At 52.1% G+C, this 16726-nt stretch carries 13 protein-coding genes; 9 read left to right on the top strand and 4 right to left on the bottom strand.

All coding sequences use genetic code 11. The features are described from left to right. Nucleotides 1-16: 16 nt before the first annotated feature. Nucleotides 17-475 (bottom strand): ABA4-like family protein, encoded by a 459-nt coding sequence (locus HF685_RS09750; RefSeq protein ID WP_168819624.1) that lies wholly within the window; start codon nucleotides 473-475, stop codon nucleotides 17-19. A 112-nt stretch (nucleotides 476-587) separates the two neighbouring features. Here HF685_RS09750 and pdxH point away from each other — a divergent pair, with 112 nt between their 5' ends. Together pdxH and HF685_RS09740 are read left to right on the top strand one after the other, a co-directional pair. After that, nucleotides 588-1166, top strand: a complete 579-nt coding sequence (gene pdxH / locus HF685_RS09745) for a pyridoxamine 5'-phosphate oxidase (protein WP_168819622.1) — start codon at nucleotides 588-590, stop codon at nucleotides 1164-1166. Continuing rightward, nucleotides 1163-1960 carry a PhzF family phenazine biosynthesis protein gene (locus HF685_RS09740; protein WP_168819620.1) on the top strand — a complete coding sequence of 266 codons (798 nt, stop codon included), beginning with the start codon at nucleotides 1163-1165 and terminating at the stop codon, nucleotides 1958-1960. The genes pdxH and HF685_RS09740 overlap by 4 nt, the downstream gene beginning before the upstream one ends. Here HF685_RS09740 and HF685_RS09735 read toward each other — a convergent pair. Beyond that, on the bottom strand, nucleotides 1957-3099 hold the full coding sequence (locus tag HF685_RS09735; RefSeq protein WP_246218572.1) for a serine hydrolase domain-containing protein: 1143 nt from the start codon (nucleotides 3097-3099) through the stop codon (nucleotides 1957-1959). The two genes, HF685_RS09740 and HF685_RS09735, sit on opposite strands and share 4 nt — an antisense overlap. 29 nt (nucleotides 3100-3128) lie before the next feature. On the opposite strand from HF685_RS09735, the gene HF685_RS09730 reads away from it, so the two are divergent. Further along, nucleotides 3129-3509 carry a hypothetical protein gene (locus HF685_RS09730; RefSeq protein WP_246218571.1) on the top strand — a complete coding sequence of 127 codons (381 nt, stop codon included), beginning with the start codon at nucleotides 3129-3131 and terminating at the stop codon, nucleotides 3507-3509. A gap of 7 nt (nucleotides 3510-3516) precedes the next feature. Here the strand turns inward: HF685_RS09730 and mnmA are convergent, their stop codons facing one another. After that, a complete protein-coding gene (gene mnmA / locus HF685_RS09725; protein ID WP_168821458.1) occupies nucleotides 3517-4608 on the bottom strand; it encodes a tRNA 2-thiouridine(34) synthase MnmA in 1092 nt (363 codons plus the stop codon). A 248-nt stretch (nucleotides 4609-4856) separates the two neighbouring features. Here mnmA and HF685_RS09720 point away from each other — a divergent pair, with 248 nt between their 5' ends. The 6 genes from HF685_RS09720 to HF685_RS09695 all read left to right on the top strand — a co-directional run bounded on the left by HF685_RS09720 (nucleotide 4857) and on the right by HF685_RS09695 (nucleotide 11886). After that, nucleotides 4857-5189 (top strand): hypothetical protein, encoded by a 333-nt coding sequence (locus tag HF685_RS09720; protein ID WP_211051100.1) that lies wholly within the window; start codon nucleotides 4857-4859, stop codon nucleotides 5187-5189. Between the two features lie 113 nt (nucleotides 5190-5302). After that, nucleotides 5303-5602, top strand: coding sequence for a CtrA inhibitor SciP (gene sciP / locus HF685_RS09715; RefSeq protein ID WP_168819614.1), 300 nt, complete (start codon nucleotides 5303-5305; stop codon nucleotides 5600-5602). Nucleotides 5603-5754: 152 nt separating this feature from the next. Next, entirely contained in the window at nucleotides 5755-6018 is a 264-nt protein-coding gene (locus HF685_RS09710) for a GlsB/YeaQ/YmgE family stress response membrane protein (protein ID WP_168819612.1), read from the top strand. A gap of 280 nt (nucleotides 6019-6298) precedes the next feature. Then, the gene (locus tag HF685_RS09705) at nucleotides 6299-7507 is read left to right on the top strand and encodes an efflux RND transporter periplasmic adaptor subunit (RefSeq protein ID WP_168819610.1); all 1209 of its coding nucleotides are present in this window, start codon (nucleotides 6299-6301) and stop codon (nucleotides 7505-7507) included. Between the two features lie 3 nt (nucleotides 7508-7510). Then, nucleotides 7511-10606 (top strand): efflux RND transporter permease subunit, encoded by a 3096-nt coding sequence (locus HF685_RS09700; RefSeq protein ID WP_168819608.1) that lies wholly within the window; start codon nucleotides 7511-7513, stop codon nucleotides 10604-10606. 74 nt (nucleotides 10607-10680) lie between these two features. Next, the gene (locus HF685_RS09695) at nucleotides 10681-11886 is read left to right on the top strand and encodes a DUF445 domain-containing protein (RefSeq protein WP_168819606.1); all 1206 of its coding nucleotides are present in this window, start codon (nucleotides 10681-10683) and stop codon (nucleotides 11884-11886) included. Between the two features lies 1 nt (nucleotide 11887). Here HF685_RS09695 and HF685_RS09690 read toward each other — a convergent pair whose 3' ends face one another. Further along, nucleotides 11888-16522 (bottom strand): NAD-glutamate dehydrogenase, encoded by a 4635-nt coding sequence (locus tag HF685_RS09690; protein ID WP_246218570.1) that lies wholly within the window; start codon nucleotides 16520-16522, stop codon nucleotides 11888-11890. Nucleotides 16523-16726: the final 204 nt, after the last annotated feature.

The following is a 16726-nucleotide window of genomic DNA, read 5'->3' as shown; positions in this document are numbered from 1 at the left end:
AAGTTCAATCAGTGTTTTATTGAGGCACTACGGCGTCCGCAACTTTATTGTGCCGCGTGAAGCGGAGCAGGAGATACAGAGTGAGGCCGAGCGGTCCCAACATCAATGTGAAGAATAATATCGGAATCTGGACAATACGGTTAAACCCGTAGCGATCAGCATTGCGCGCGATCCAGATACCGACAAACAAATCAAAGGCGAGGTAATGAACCCAACCGATGGTGGCACCGCCATCGCTGGCGAGCAGAGCTTGTACGCCCGCAAGAGTGGTGAAATCGGCTGATCCGCTGCTGCCGCCCCCAATCATGCCTGTCATCAGCGGAATGACAATCGCGGCATATGTAAGGGCAAGCAACCCAGCGCCGCCATAGAATAAGCCGTTCAGGACAATTTCCTTGCGCGGGGCAATGGCCAGTATCAGCCACATGACCAACGCAAAATTATTGGTGATGGTAAAAATAAGTTCCCAGTTCATTCGGCGTCTCCCCCAGCCATATTTGCGATCCTAGCAGAAAATTCGCGACTGTCTTATGCAAATAGCAAGTTCCGGCTTTGCCCTGCCTGGTTGCGCTGATAGATGGTCATTCATGACAACAGATCCTTTCCAGCTATTCGATACATGGTTCAAAGAAGCGCGGGAAACCGAGTTGAATGACAGCAACGCGATGACCATTGCCACTGCGGATGCGACCGGCCAGCCGGCTGCGCGTATGGTATTGCTCAAAGGGCATGGTCCTGACGGGTTTATATTCTATACCAATCAGGAAAGCAGGAAAGCCGCTGATATTGCTGCAAACCCAAAGGCGGCAATCCTCTTTCATTGGAAAAGCCTGCGTCGGCAAATTCGCATTGAAGGCAGCCTGTCAGTGGTCCCCGATGAAACGGCAGACGCCTATTTTGCGACGCGCAGTCGAGACTCGCAACTGGGTGCCTGGGCATCTGACCAGTCGCGGCCGCTTGACAGCCGCGAAACTTTTGAAACCCGGTTTGAAGACATGAAGGCGCGCTTTGAAGGGCAGGATGTAAGGCGTCCGCCCCATTGGTCCGGCTACCTGCTCAAGCCGCATCATTTTGAGTTCTGGCAAGATCGGGAACACCGGTTGCACGAACGGCGTGTTTTTGAACGGGATGGAAACAGTTGGACGGAAGGGATGCTTTACCCATGAAAAAACTACCCTATTTTCATGTGGATGCTTTTGCTGAGCGGCCCTTTACTGGTAATCAGGCTGCGGTAATGCCTCTGGAAGAGTGGCTGGATGATGAAATTTTGCAGGCCATCGGCGAAGAGAATAATTTTGCGGAGACAGCATTCTACCTGCCTGATGAAACCAATGAAGCCGACTATGAACTTCGCTGGTTTACCCCGGCGGTTGAAATCGCCTTATGCGGTCATGCGACGTTGGCCAGCGGGCATATCATTCTGTCAGAAAACCCTGATTTCGACCGGGTCACATTTCGGACGAGAAATGCGGGCGTGCTGACAATGGTGCGTGATGGAGAAGATTATGCGCTGGACCTACCGGCCTATCCGCCTTCAGCCAAAGAAATGCCCGACATTGTCGCTCTGGTGGGTGGAAGCCCTGTCGCTACGCAATTTCACGAGGGCCGCTATCATGTTATTCAATATGAAACAGCGGGCGAGGTTCTGGCGCTCCAACCAGATCTGAAAGCCCTTGGCACGCGCGGTAACGAACAATTTATCTGTACCGCACCAGGAAAAGACACCGATGTGTTAAGCCGCGTTTTTGTTCCCGGCGGTGGCGTTGACGAGGATAGCGTCACTGGTTCGGCGCATGCGGTCCTAACACCATATTGGGCGAAGCAACTCGGTCGTGACAGTTTTACCGCTTATCAAGCCAGCACACGTGGCGGATATGTCAATTGCCGGCTGGATGGCGACCGGGCCTGGTTGGGCGGTAAATGCGTTACGGTCGTACAGGGCGAGTTTTTGCTGCCTTAATTTTCGATAGGAAACAGGGCCATGACCTTGCCGATTTGCGCGCTCATGGGTCCAAGCACGTCATCCTGTGTCTTGCCGAGGCGGACAACGGTGAGTTTTTGTTCAGGCGACACCACGATCTGCTGACCCAAATGGCCGAGCGCTGCAAAAATTGTTTCTGGCCCATTATCCGGAAACAACACCTGATTGCGGCCTTCCGGGCGTCTTTTGTTGAGCCAGATATGTCCGCCATAAGCGGGGTCATTCTCGGACGACGTTTTCATGAACTTCACCCAACTGACCGGCAGGTGTTGCGCGCCTTTTCTCGCGCCATTGTGCCTTAGAAATTCGCCGAATTTGGCATAGTCGCGGGCGGTCGATTGAATGATGCTGCCACCGAGAAATGTGCCATTGGCATCAAATTCGAAAAAAGTGCTTTCCATATCCAACGGCTCGAGCAACCGGCCCCTGATAAAACGGCTGGTGATCTTGCGGCGCACTTCGGGATTAGTACTTTTGGTGAGTGTGCGGGTGATAATGTCGGCCAGGATCATGCTGGTTGCGGTGCTATACTCAAATTTTTCGCCGGGTTGGGCCTCGAGTGTTCTCGCTTCGGCATAACCGGCCATATCAGCCGAGCCGTCCAGAAAAAGCATGCGCTGGGTATCCGCCTCATATAATGTTTTGCCGCCCTCTTCGCCGACTTCGGTATGATCCAGGCCGGACGACATATGGAGCAGTTGCCGCAACGTGATATCGCCACGCGGGTCGCCGGAGCGTTGCCATGCGGGCACCGGCGCGGGATCATCAAGCACCAGTCTACCGTCGCTGACGAGAAAGCCGATTAAAGTGCCGGTGAAAGATTTGGCCATCGACCAGCTGATGAATCTTGTGTCGGCATCATAGCCTTCGCCATAGCGCTCCGCGATGATTTTGCCGCGGTGCATGACGAGAAGTGCCCGCGTTTCGGCCATGGCGGGGTCATCGAATAGCGGCGATATTGCCAAATCCAGGCGTGCTTTTTTTATTGGGCTATCGTCAGATATATAAGCCAGCTCTTCTGCGCTCTTTTGCGGAGGCGCATCTACCGTGCGACCGGAACCGCAACTTGCCAAGGCAATTGCCATCGCAACAACGGGAATAAATTTCATCTTGTGCATGGCCATCCGTTGCACCAATAGACGCCGCTATGGCAACTGCAAAAAGCAAATCTGGATCAGCGTCGGGCGCTGAACGTAGTAAAGCACGTATGGCGTTGTATATAGCGGCGCTATTTTTGCTGATTCTGGTAGCAGTGTTCGCCTATAATTACGCGTTTATAAAAGGTCAGCTCAATGTTGGCACGGCTTACGGCGCAAGAGTGGCCTGTTCCTGCCATTATGTTGGTGGCCGGAGCATCGAGGATTGCGAGAAAGATTTTGAGCCGGGCATGGAAGTTATCGGGCTATCAATTGATGGCGTCAAAAAGCGTGTTACCGCTTCAGTTCCGCTCATGGAATCTGCAACTGCCGAATTTCGAGAGGGTTGGGGCTGCGTCATGCTGACGGAGAAAGAACTGGACGCCGAATAAGGCCGTTTCAGACCTCAGCGCCCGCCAACCATTGCTGCGCTACCGCGCCGGTTTCTTCAATCCAGCCACCGCCCAGCACGCGGTCTTTGTTGTAAAAGACAGCCGCCTGTCCCGGTGACACGCCAAATTCGGGATTATGGAAATGCAGCGTATCGCCTTCCAGCCGCGCATGGGTCGGCTTTGCCATAGACCGCACCTTCACCTGCAGTGGTCCCTCAAAGTCTCCCCCAATCCAGTTGATATCGCGTAATGTCGCAGATGCCACAGCCAGTGCCTGTTTTGGCCCGACAAACACCTGTTTTGTCTCTGCGTTCAGACGGATCACATATAAGGGTTCGGCCTGTCCACCAATATCCAGACCTTTGCGCTGACCCACTGTATAATGGATCAAGCCTTTGTGGCGGCCCATGACCGTGCCATCAATATGGATGATCTCGCCATCATCATCGGCCTCGGGCCGCAATTTGCGTACGACTTTGGCGTAATCGCCATCTGGCACAAAACAGATATCTTGGCTGTCAGGCTTGAACGCCACGGCCAGGCCCATTTCCTCAGCAATCTCGCGGACCTGCGGTTTGGGCATATTGCCGAGCGGGAAACGCAAATATTCGAGTTGCTCCTGCGTTGTCGCAAAGAGAAAATAGCTCTGGTCGCGGGCAGGATCGAGCGCGCGATGCAATTCCGCGCCATCTGCGCCCATCACCCGCTGAACATAATGGCCGGTCGCCAGACAATCGGCTCCCAGTTCGCGCGATAAATTTAACAAATCCGTGAATTTGACACCCATATTGCACTCAACGCAGGGAATGGGTGTGCGCCCAGCCATATATTCGTCAGCAAAAACATCCATTACCGATTCCTGAAACCGGCTGGCGTGATCAAAAACATAATGGGCGATACCAAGTTTGTCGGCAACCGCTCGTGCGTCACGGATATCCTGACCGGCACAGCAGCTACCAACCCGACCCACTGCTTCGCCGTGATCATAGAGTTGTAAAGTAATACCGATGGTTTCGGCGCCGGTTCTCGCAGCCAACGCCGCGACGACGCTCGAATCGACGCCGCCCGACATGGCTACAACAATGCGCTTTCCGCTCATGTCGGAACTCGAGTCGCCTCCCAGTTGAAAATCTATATTGATTCGGTCTGTCATATTGATCCGTTCCTTAAACACCTTGGGCGATTGGCGCTAGTTTATGCGCGGATCGACCCAAAATTTCATGTTTTGGTTCAAATCGGGACGGAACAGCCGGTTTGGTGCAAGGTTTGCTTAACCTCCCCTAAAACCGAATGAACGCTGGCTTTACGTTAGTTTATATGTTCGCTGTTAGACATCTGTTTATGGAAATGAACTTCCCACATAAAAACCTTGTCGGTGTGAACGAGTCAAGCGGCGTTGATGAAGCATCGCAACGCGGAGATTATAATGCGCTACTGGCAGGTGCTATCGCTCGTCAGGCGCTAAGCATTTCCGCAAGGCAATATGTTACAGACACAGAAGGTCTGAATCGGCAATCCACTCTTGCAGGGACCGAAAGTGTAAGTCAGCGTATTAGGTATTTTGCAGGCAAGTTCGATGATTCTAACCGGTGTGACAGAGGGCAGGTTCATTTCACGAAAGGCCATTTTCGGCCTGATTTGGTAAACGTACATGAAGAAGGTGACGGCGCGCGAAGCTAATTATGAACGCGCTGTTTACCTTAGCAATTTAGACATTTGAAAAGCTCGATGTTTATAGATGTAAAAACATTGGACGCCGAGCGAAACGCCGAAAGGCATGTATTGAGGGTAGTATGATTGAAAACCAGAAAATAAAACCAGCGCAGGTTGTCGGCCCATTGGGAGAGCCTCTAACGGTTGCTGATCTACCCGCTCCGGGCACAACCCGCTGGGTAGTGCGGCGCAAGGCAGAAGTTGTCGCAGCGGTCAATGGCGGTTTGTTAACCGTGGATGAGGTTTGTGATCGCTATAGTCTGTCATTGGAAGAATTTGCTTCTTGGCAGCGTGCGGTCGATCGCTCTGGGATGCCTGGCCTGCGAGTGACCCGTATCCAGCATTATCGCGACCTCTATGAGCGCCAGCAGAAATACTAAACTCATTTCAAACCAGTTTATCGGGGCCGTGAGATTCGTTTCTCAGGGCCCTTTTTTTGACATTTTTCTGGTCAGCAGCAACCTTTTGTATAAACTGACGTTCATAGGACACACGTATTTGTGATGTGTCGGACAAAATGCAGGAGGATTTCATGGGTTGGATTATTGCTTTAATAGTAGGTGGTGTTGCGGGTTGGCTGGCTAGCATGGTTATGGGGCGTGACGCATCCATGGGCATTTTCTGGAATATTGTGGTCGGTTGTGTTGGTTCAATAATTGGCAATTTGGTCGCCAACCAGTTCGGAATATCGGGTAGCGTACAGGAATTCTCCATCACTGGCTTGATTGTTGCGGTTATAGGAGCGATCATCTTGCTAGGTATCGTTAACCTGGTCCAGCGCGGTCGGGTTCGGTAAGACGTCAAAATAATCGACTTTTCGTCAAATACGTTTGTCGAAATATGGGGCCTGTTGGTGGATTACAGGCCCTTTTTTTGCTGATTGGTCGTCAGTCATGTGCCGAACTATTTGAACAACACCGGAATCTAGCGATGGGAACCCGCTTTGGCCTTGTCGCCACTGGTTTATTGATATAACACAGTGAATAATATAAACTGCGGTTTTCCAGTGTTCTTGATGGACGTTTGGTGTATTGGACAATGAAATCCTGCGAAAATCGCGATGAAGAGTATCGACTATGAACTATGAATCCACAATTTCCGGACAAGATATCGGTGTGGCAACTCAGGAAGAGACAGAGCAAAAGGTCCGCCGCCGTTGGATTATCATCGCCGTCGTGGTTGCAGCGCTGGTTGTGGCAGCAGCAGCCTATTTCGCAATTAATAGTGCCGGAACGGCGGGTGAAGAGGCGGCTACCGAAGAGGACGGGCAAGCACCGGTGGTCACCGTTACTAGCCCTGGTACCCAGACGATCAGCCGGACCATAAATGCAACTGGATCGCTAGCTGCCAGGCATGAAATTCCTGTTGGTGTCGTAGGTGAAGGCGGACGCGTCACCCGGGTTTACGTCGATGCCGGTGACTGGGTGAAGCAGGGTCAGGTCATGGCCAGTATCGACCAATCTGTTCAGAATCAGCAGATCGCCAGTTTGCAGGCTTCAATTGGTGCATCGCGTGCGGATCTTGATTTGGCACAGGCCAATCTTGATCGTGCGATGAAACTGGTTGAGCGTGGGTTTATTTCAAAAGCCGATATCGACCGGTTGACCGCAAACCGCGATTCGGCTGCGGCCAGACTACGAGTGTCGCAAGCGCAACTCGGCGAAGCGCGCGCACGGAACGCGCGATTGAGTATTGTTGCTCCCAAGGGTGGTTTCGTTCTCGAACGCGCCGTTGAACCTGGCCAGACCGTAACGCAAGGCAGCGGAATATTGTTTCGAATCGCCCAGAATGGCGAGATGGAACTGCAGGCGAGGCTTAGCGAAGAAGAACTGGCGAACCTGTCGGTTGGCGTTTCGGTTGATGTGATACCGGTCGGTACCAATAAAACATTTACAGGCCAAGTCTGGCAAATTTCTCCGACTATTGATGCGCAATCGCGTCAGGGTATTGCTCGGGTAGCGCTTAGCTATGACCGAGCCCTCCGTCCCGGCGGCTTTGCCAGCGCACAAATCCGTGCTGGTTCGGCCGTTGCGCCGCTGCTACCTCATACCGCTGTGCTATCCGACAAAACCGGCAGTTATGTTTATATCGTGAGTAAGGCAAACAAGGCTGTCCGTCGCGATATCAAAACTGGTCTGGTGACTTCTGACGGTGTAACCGTTACCGAAGGCCTTTCGGGTAATGAAAGCGTGGTATTGTTCGCGGGTGGTTTTCTCAATCCCGGAGAACTTGTTAAGCCTGAGAAACAGAAGAAGAGCCCCGCTCCGGTGCCAGCGGGCACGTAAAGCATGAATTTCCGCAACATATCCGCGTGGTCGATCCGAAACCCTGTCGTTCCACTGGTATTCTTTCTGGGCTTGTTGCTCGCCGGCATGGTGAGTTTCGCCCGGATGGAGGTTAACGACAATCCCGATATCGATTTTCCAGCCGCGACAATAAATATAACACTGCCAGGGGCGGCCCCATCGGAAATCGAATCGCAGATTACCCAACTTGTTGATTCCGCGCTGCAGTCGCTTGATGGTGTTGCAAACATCAGCTCAACTGCGCAGGAAGGATCAAACCGTACATTTGTCGAATTCGAAATCGGCAAAGACGCTGATCAGGCGGTGAATGATGTCAAAAATGCGATAGACACGATTCGCGGTGATCTGCCCGAAGGCATATTGGAACCACGCATTACCCGGGTCGATGCTTTCGGCAATGCCCTTGCCTATTTCTCGGTCAGCGCGACCGATATGACGCTGGAACAATTGAGCTGGTTTGTAGATGATACGGTCACCAAGCGCCTACTCAGCGTTGAGGGCATGGCAACAGTATTTCGCGGCGGCGGGGTTGATCGAGAAATTCGTGTTGTCGTTGATCCGCAGCGGATGCAAGCCCTTGGCGTGACGGTCGGTCAAATCAACGGCGCGCTTCGTCAAATCAATATTGATGCTGGCGGCGGGCAGGCCGAAATCGGCGGTTCACGGCAATCTGTGCGCGTGCTTGGAAATGCTGATACCGCCTATGAACTGAGCCAAACGCAGATTTCGCTGGGAGACGGACGGACGGTTCAGTTGAAGGATGTTGCCACGGTTTCCGATGGCTATGGTGAACAGCGATCAATCAACAAGATCAGCGGTAAACAGGTTGTGACTTTTGGTTTTCAACGCGCCAAGAGCGGTTCAGATGTAAGCGTCTATGACGGTGCAATCGCGGAAATCGAAGCTATCGAAAAAGAAAATCCGGGTATTAAATTCAAGCGTACTTTTTCAACGATCGATTTTACCAAAAACCAGTATACCAGCTCAATCGCGGCGATGATTGAAGGTGCGTTGCTCGCGGTCGTCGTGGTGTTTTTATTCCTGCGCGACTGGCGTGCTACGTTCATTGCCGCAATCGCCATTCCGCTCTCGGCAATTCCGTCTTTCTGGTTCATGGATCTGCTGGGCTTTTCGCTCAACCAAATGAGTCTCCTTGCACTCGGTCTGGTTGCCGGTGTGCTTGTTGACGATGCCATTGTCGAGATTGAGAATATCGTCCGGCACATGCGAATGGGTAAATCCGCCTATCAGGCCTCGATTGATGCTGCTGACGAAATTGGTCTGGCTGTTGTTGCGACAACTTTTTCGATTGTCGCCGTATTCCTGCCGGTCGGTCTGATGCCCGGCATTTCCGGCCAGTTTTTTCAAAATTTCGGACTTACTGTTGTAGTTACAGTACTGATGAGTCTGGCGGTTGCGCGGATGATATCGCCGATGATTGCGGCCTATTTCATGAAAGCAAAAGGCGAAGCGGATCATGCAACGGGTCCGATGATGGACCGCTATGTCCAACTGCTAGAATGGTCCCTGATTAATCGGTGGAAAATGGTGATGGTTGGAGTCGGTGCCTTCGTCGCCATGATAGGGATGTTTTTCATCCTTCCGGCACAACTTTTCCCTAATTCCAACGTCGACTTCTCAATAGGTCAAATTGACATGGTCCCGGGCACGACTTTGCAGCGCACGGAAGAGGTAGCGGCGCGCGTTGCAGACATATTGGATGAACAACCGGAAGTAGATATCGCGCTTCAGAATATTCGGGAAGGCGATGTCACAATTTTCATGGGGTTGCGCAAGGAGCGCGAACGCACCAGCCAGGAGTTTGAACGCGATGTTGCGCAGCTGTTCAAGGAAATCCCTGACGCGCAGGTGTCGTTCCGTGACTTTACGACCCCAGGTGGTGGCGGGACGGGCCGTGCCATCTCGGTCATGCTTTCCGGTTCCGATCCTGAACTGCTAGATCGTACGGCAGCTACTTTGGTTGAACAGATGAAGACAATACCGGAAGTCGTCGCGCCGCGTATCAGCGCCGATATTCGTCGACCGGAAATCCAAATAAAGCCGCGCCTCGATTTGGCAGCACAGCTTGGTGTGACAACAGTGGCGCTAAGCCAGACAATCCGCATCGCCACACTCGGGGAGATCGATCAGAATAGCGCAAAATTTTCACTGTCGAATCGCCAGATCCCAATTCGCGTAATGTTGCCCGAAGAATCGCGTCGTGATTTGTCGATGATTGAGAATCTTCCTGTCCAGACGTTGCGCGGGGGTTCGGTTCCGCTAAGCCGGGTCGCGGAAATTAGTTTTGGCTCAGGCCCATCGACGATCCGTCGTTACAACCAGTCGCGACGCGTGTTAATTGGTGCCGACCTTGCACAGGGCGTGGTCAAGGGTGATGCTGACAAGGCAATTCAGGATAAAACCATATTGTCCGAATTGCCGGCGGGGGTTTCGAATGCGCCCGTCGGTGCTGATGAAATCAGTGAGGAATTGGGGAGAAATCTCCCCATTGCTGTGATCTCGGCGCTGCTGTTGGTTTTCGCAGTTCTCGTCTTGCTCTACCGGCGCTTCATGGCACCGCTCGTCAATATGGCTTCGCTAACCATTGCACCGCTGGGCGGGTTGATATTACTATGGATTTTGGGTCAACCGCTGTCGATGCCAGTTCTCATTGGGTCGCTGATGCTTCTGGGCATTGTCGGCAAAAACTCGATCCTGCTGATTGATTTCGCGCTTGAAGAAATGGAAAAAGGTGTTCCGAAATATGAAGCATTGGTGGACGCCGGTCGCAAAAGGGCTCAGCCCATTGTAATGACGACGGTCGCGATGGCTGCGGGCATGATACCTACTGCGGCAGCCGTATCCGCAGAAGGCGCGTTTCGTGCGCCTATGGGCATTGTTGTAATCGGCGGTCTTATACTTTCAACTATCCTCACCCTTGCACTGGTCCCAGCGGGCTTTAGTCTTGCCGATGATATTGAAAAGAAAGTGGGTGGGTTTTTCAGCAAATACTTGTTGAGCGGCACCGGTAAAGATGTTGAGGCGGGCCCAAAAACGGAGGTTCAGCCCGCCGAGTGAAGCCGTTAAAGTCCCAGCCAAGTAGCGCAATCATCCTAAGGCGATCCGACAACGGCAACAATGGTGGCCGCGATATGAAGATTATCGCCACAGGTATGCTGGTGGTAATGGCGGTGATCTACTTCACTTCCAAATCCTATGAATATGTTCATCCTGCGCTTGGCTTTGTACGGTCGTTTGCCGAAGCAGCAATGGTTGGCGGGCTGGCAGACTGGTTTGCCGTAACTGCGCTTTTCCGTCACCCGATGGGAATTCCGATTCCCCATACCGCCATCATACCCCGGAACAAGGACAGGATAGGCAATACCCTTGCCAATTTTCTGAAGGATAATTTCCTAGTCTCCAAAATCGTCGCCCGGCGCATGCACGGAGTTGATATGGCTGGCGGTGCCGGTCGTTTTTTGAAATCTCCAAGCGGCGGCCAAGACCGGATGAAAATGGGTGCATCGCGACTGTTGAGCGATGTGATCGCATCTCTGGACAAAGACCGGCTGGGAAAAATGTTCAAAGGAGCGGTAAAGAAGCAAGCCAAACAGCTCGACCTCGCGACTCCGCTTGGACAAATTCTTGACGTGATAATGGCAGAAAATCGTCACGGGCCGTTGATCGATTCCACCATAAAATGGGCCTACAGAACATTGGATGCAAATGAGCATATCATTCGCACGATGGTTCATGACCGGGCAAATACGGTCATGCGTTGGACCGGGCTGGATGACAGGCTGTCCAACGAAGTCGTTGACGGCATGTATAAACTCATGGCTGATATGGCCGCCGATCCCGATCACCCCATCCGTGCCAAAACAGAAGAGAGTCTGGTTCGGCTTTCACAGGAACTCAAGCACGATCCAGAATTGCGAAAACGCGTCGATGAGTGGAAGCTCGAGATGATCGAAAACCCGGCAATCGCCAACTGGATTGACGGAATGTGGGAACACGGCCGTGAAGCCCTTTTATCTGCAACGCGCAATCCGGACGCCGCCTTGACTGGCCAATTGGGCGACGCCATGATTCAACTGGGCAACAGTTTACAGCAAGATGAAATATTGAACCGCCAGCTCAACCGATTCGCTCGCCGTGCTGTCGTGGGCGTTGTCGCCAGTTACGGTGACAATATCGTAAAACTGGTTTCCGAGACCATCCACGGTTGGGACCCGCAGACCATTACGGACCGGATCGAAAATGCTGTCGGACGAGATCTGCAATATATTCGCGTTAATGGTACCCTGGTGGGCGGCCTGGTTGGGGTGACGCTACACACGCTCGATATCTGGATCTAATTCACCGCGATAAAATGATGCGCGCTTGTCCTGCGATTTGTGCGAGCATTGCGATTGATGGTCGCGGCGATTGCTGTGCACGGTCAATAATCTTGCGGAATTGTGCCACCCGGCTCATGTTTTTTTCAACCCAGTTTTCGACAAATTGATCCATATCCTTGCTGCGCGCACGACGCAGAAAATCAAGGCGCATCTGCTGAAAGTCGCGTGCTAAACCGGCTACGAGCAAACGGTCCCAAGGATCCGAAGGATTAATGCGGGTGGCTGTCATCTGTGCCCAGTCCAGTCCAAGCAAGCTACCCAATTTAGTGAAAGCAGCGGCGACGTCTATGGCATCAATCTCGCGATGCTGGGCAAGATGTGATATCCCCGCAGCCCCATCATTTTTATAGAGATTGGCAATTTTCTGAGCAATCTCGGGTGTTGCACCCGCTTCAACGAGTCTTTTGGTTTGTTTTGCAGCCTGTAATTGCCCTTCCGCGGTGATGAGAGAATCAACCTTATCATTGAGCGCGCGAACGCCGGGAGAGAGCATCTTGACGGTAGCATCGATCTGACCATCGACAACTCCAATTCGCATCAAATCTGCCATATGAGAGCGCAGCACATAGGCTAGCCGATCAAATAGCAGCAGGCGGATTTCCTCGCTTATTTCTGCCCGATCCAAGCTGGCCCATAATGCGTCGGCATGAAATATACGCTCGGCCATAACAAAGGCGATTGCAACCTCACCCAGCGAGCAGCCTTCTTCATCAGCGAGCTCAAATGGGTCAATTAGCCCCATCCGGTTGATCATCCGGTTGGCCAGCTTGGTTGCGATGATTTCCTTGCGGAGCTGGTGATTCAATATCGCATCTTTGTGCTTGCTCTGCATCGCCTTTGGAAAGGCGTTGAGCAATTCATTATCCAGACTCCGGTCTTCTGAAAGATTGCTCTGCTCAATCGCATGCTGGAGCGCAAGTTTGGCAGTAGAAATCAGGACGGCCAGTTCAGGACGATATAATCCGCGTTGCTCTTCTGCACGCCGCATAAAGTCTTCGTTGCTTGCCAGCCCCTCAACGATCCGGTTCAACTGGCCCCGCTCTTCAAACTGTTCGATCAGGCGAACATAGGACGGCAGCGTTTTCGGGCCGCCCATTTCCGCAATTGACAGACTCAATGCCTGCAAACGATTGTCTTCTAGAACAAGCGCGCTGACATCTTCCGTCATCTCTTTTAGCAGTTCATTTCGCGCTGGCGGCGCTATCTTGCCGTTGGCCATAGCCGCATTTAGAGCAATTTTGATATTCACTTCATTATCCGAGCAGTCCACGCCGGCACTATTGTCTATGAAGTCAGTATTTATTCTCCCACCGTGCGCGGAAAATTCGATTCTTGCAGCCTGGGTGATGCCAAGATTAGCGCCTTCACCGACAACCTTTGCGCGTAACTGGCTCGCATTTAGCCGGATTTTGTCATTGGCAGGATCACCGACTTCAATGTGATTTTCCAGTGCCGCCTTGACGTAAGTGCCGATTCCACCAAACCACAAAAGGTCAGCGTCTTTAGCGAGGATGGCCGTCATCAACTGCGATGGAGTCACGGGAGAACTGTCCGGTAACCCCAGCAGCGCCGCTATTTCTTTGGATATTGCAATGGTTTTCGATTGCCGGGAAAATACGCCACCACCTTTTGAGATCAGGCCCTTGTCATAATCGTCCCAGCTGGAACGTGGTAGTTCAAAAAGACGTTTCCGCTCTGCCCAACTCTTCTTCGCATCGGGATCAGGATCGATAAAAATGTGTCGATGATCAAATGCTGCAACTAACCGGATTGATTTTGACAAAAGCATGCCATTGCCAAAGACGTCGCCTGACATGTCACCGACACCAACAACTGAAAAAGGGTCCTTTTGGACATCAACGCCCATTTCGGCAAAATGGCGCTGGACGGACATCCAAGCACCGCGCGCTGTGATACCCATGACTTTGTGATCATAGCCGTTGCTGCCGCCACTGGCAAAAGCATCTCCCAGCCAGAAGCCCTGATCAATCGCAATCTGATTGGCAATATCAGAAAAACTGGCCGTGCCTTTGTCAGCAGCAACTACAAAATAGGGATCATCTTCATCGTGCCGCACGATGTTCTCAGGCGGGACTACTGATCCGTCTACGATGTTGTCGGTTATGGAAAGCAAAGCCCTTATGAAAATTTTATAGGCAGCGACGCCTTCAGCAAGAAAAGCGTCCCGGTCATCTCCGGATGGCAATTGCTTTGCAAAAAAGCCGCCCTTGGCACCAGTGGGAACAATGACGGCATTTTTCACGCGTTGTGCCTTCATCAGGCCCAGTACTTCTGTCCTGAAATCATCACGCCGGTCTGACCAGCGCAGGCCGCCGCGAGCGACCGGGCCGGCACGGAGGTGGATGCCCTCTACTCGCGGACTATACACAAAAATTTCACGCCACGGCAGAGGTGCGGGCAGCTCCGGAATTTTTGCACTCTCGATCTTGAAAGCCAACGCTTCACCCAGTTTATTGGCAAAAGCATTGGTTCGCAAAATAGAGTCAATGACCGCCCTTATAAGTCTTAAAATGCGGTCATCATCAATGCTGTGGACGTGGACCAGCGCGGCATCCATTGCCTTCACCGCTTCGGCCGCTGCAAGAGCGCGATCTTCCGTAAATGCGGGATCATGCGAAACCCGAAACAGCGTGATCATAGCCTGGGTTACATCGCGGGCCTCGGCTAAAGCTTCTACTACCGTGATCAGGCCATAGCTGAGCCCTGTCTGGCGGAGATAGCGGAACCAGGCTCTGAACCAAACCGTTGATCGCGCATCAATGCCCGCAGTCGTAATTAGCTGGTTGAACCTGTCATTTTCAGACAGTCCTTCGAGAACATTGGTTATTGCATCCTGAATTTCAGTAGCGCGTGCGATCAGGGAATCGCGCTGATCGGGGTTACGCAGCTCGAGCTGGAAGTCATGAATATATCCCAAGCGCCCTTCATCAAGCGGCGTTGGGATCTCCTGAAATACCGAAAAACCGAAATTTTCCAGTGTCGGAACGGCATCCGAAAGCGGAAGTGCTCCGCCCAAATGATAAATTTTGAGACGCAGAAAATGCTCTTCGTCGCGATCCAGCCGGTAAAGGCGCGTCGATTTTTCGCCGCCACGTTCAAGACTGAACAGGTGCAAAATGTCACTGGCAGCTTCCTGGGCGCCGTAGGTTGATTGATAGGTACCTGGAAAACAATCAGCGTATCTCTGTGCCAATGCTGCAGCACGGTTTTCCTGACCCGCCTCACGCAAATAGCTCTCCACTTCGGGTCGCCAGCCGCGGACCATATTTTCAAGCTTTTTATCAAGTACATCGGGATCAGGAAACTTGCCATCCTGGCTCATATCGAGGGTGTATCGCAGCGACGAAATGCCGCCTTCATCGAGCGTATTCGACCAACTCAATATTTTGGCGTTCGTAGCACCAATCAACATTTTTTCGATATTCTGGCGGCGCTCAGTGGATAGTTGTTCGCGCGGAAGCCAGACAAATGCAAATAAATGCCGAGCGAGCGGAGAAATTACGCTGTGCAATTTTGGCCTTGGTCGATCCAGAAGTGACATCGAAATAAGTGCTAGCCGTTCCAAGTCCTCCTGCTTGAAGGAGATAAGCAAATCATGCGGCAACGACGTGAGAGCATGGGCTAGAGATTTGCCGGCATGTCCGGCACTCGCAAATTCGAACTTGTCGAAAAGCTGAGCCATTTGTGACCTGAGTACCGGGACTTTGGCAGGCGGTGCCGCCAGAGCCGCGCTCGTCCACAAGCCTGATGTAATTGATAGTCCGGAGAGTTTGCCCGCTTCCCGGATCGGAATTATTATCAAATCCTTGAGTACGTGACGATGAACAGTCGCCGTCCGGTTTGATTTTATGATCAGCGGTGCATGCCCGCCCTCGTCGAACCAGGTAAAGGCTCGCTTTAAACTTTCGGAAGATAACGCGGGCATTTCACGATTGCGGGCAACACCCAGTTGATCTGTGCGTGCGCCATTACGATCTATTTTTTCATGCGCGAGCAATGTGAAATTGCGGTCGAGGAACCAGCGGATCAGTGCGGTACCTTCGTTGTCAGGGAGATTGTCAGCATCTTCGCCCAGCGCGATCTGAATTTTCAACCAGTCTGTTACCGCGGCCGCTACGTCATTGAGATTGGAGCGCAATTTTCTTTCCAGTTTCCGCCTGGTTTTTGCATCCGTGCGTTCAAGCTCGATGTAGATAAACGATTCCAGTTTTTCTCCGCTCGTCGTTTCGGCACTGAGGTCGCGAAGTTCGCCAGCATCATCGCGCTTTATCGCGACGACAGGATGAATAAGTCGTTCAATATTCAGGTTAAATCCGGCAATAGTAGCGCACACGGAGTCGACTAGAAACGGCATATCGTCATTGACAATGGCAAGTCTGAGATAGCGATTACCATCTGCGTCGCTGACGCTTTCCATCAAAAGATTTGGTTCAGCAGTTTTACGAACTTCTGCGCACCGCAAAGCGAATTCCACCGCTTTGGCGCGGGCCTCGGTATCAAAACCGATATTCTCTCCCGGTAAGGCGCTTTCCAGAAAAGCAGAAGCCAGTTCAGACGTTAATTTGTCTGCCATAGTATTTTTAGATGGCGTGGCGTCGGATCGTGCGGAACGTTTTTTCCGGCTAGCAGTCATAATCCCCCAAAATGGATTATTGGAGATGACAAGAAATCCGCCATCGGGAAAACTATGGCCTTTTATGTAGCATTGCTCAAGTGGCTTCCGCATCCATTTGGGATAGGAATACCGGATTTACGACCAGCCGTGACAAATTGGTTA

This window comes from Parasphingorhabdus halotolerans (assembly GCF_012516475.1).
Lineage (GTDB): Bacteria > Pseudomonadota > Alphaproteobacteria > Sphingomonadales > Sphingomonadaceae > Parasphingorhabdus > Parasphingorhabdus halotolerans.
Note: the sequence above shows the minus strand (reverse complement) of the source record. Positions and strands in the feature narration are given on the sequence as shown.

What these genes read in the sequence shown, in the direction of transcription:
- pdxH (WP_168819622.1), top strand. Translation starts at nt 588, where the DNA reads ATGACAACAGATCCTTTCCAGCTATTCGATACATGGTTCAAAGAAGCG.
- HF685_RS09710 (WP_168819612.1), top strand. Translation starts at nt 5,755, where the DNA reads ATGGGTTGGATTATTGCTTTAATAGTAGGTGGTGTTGCGGGTTGGCTG.
- sciP (WP_168819614.1), top strand. Translation starts at nt 5,303, where the DNA reads ATGATTGAAAACCAGAAAATAAAACCAGCGCAGGTTGTCGGCCCATTG.
- HF685_RS09720 (WP_211051100.1), top strand. Translation starts at nt 4,857, where the DNA reads ATGAACTTCCCACATAAAAACCTTGTCGGTGTGAACGAGTCAAGCGGC.
- HF685_RS09735 (WP_246218572.1), bottom strand. Translation starts at nt 3,099, where the DNA reads ATGCACAAGATGAAATTTATTCCCGTTGTTGCGATGGCAATTGCCTTG.
- HF685_RS09690 (WP_246218570.1), bottom strand. Translation starts at nt 16,522, where the DNA reads ATGGCAGACAAATTAACGTCTGAACTGGCTTCTGCTTTTCTGGAAAGC.
- HF685_RS09730 (WP_246218571.1), top strand. Translation starts at nt 3,129, where the DNA reads ATGGCAACTGCAAAAAGCAAATCTGGATCAGCGTCGGGCGCTGAACGT.
- mnmA (WP_168821458.1), bottom strand. Translation starts at nt 4,608, where the DNA reads ATGAGCGGAAAGCGCATTGTTGTAGCCATGTCGGGCGGCGTCGATTCG.
- HF685_RS09705 (WP_168819610.1), top strand. Translation starts at nt 6,299, where the DNA reads ATGAACTATGAATCCACAATTTCCGGACAAGATATCGGTGTGGCAACT.
- HF685_RS09740 (WP_168819620.1), top strand. Translation starts at nt 1,163, where the DNA reads ATGAAAAAACTACCCTATTTTCATGTGGATGCTTTTGCTGAGCGGCCC.
- HF685_RS09700 (WP_168819608.1), top strand. Translation starts at nt 7,511, where the DNA reads ATGAATTTCCGCAACATATCCGCGTGGTCGATCCGAAACCCTGTCGTT.
- HF685_RS09750 (WP_168819624.1), bottom strand. Translation starts at nt 475, where the DNA reads ATGAACTGGGAACTTATTTTTACCATCACCAATAATTTTGCGTTGGTC.
- HF685_RS09695 (WP_168819606.1), top strand. Translation starts at nt 10,681, where the DNA reads ATGAAGATTATCGCCACAGGTATGCTGGTGGTAATGGCGGTGATCTAC.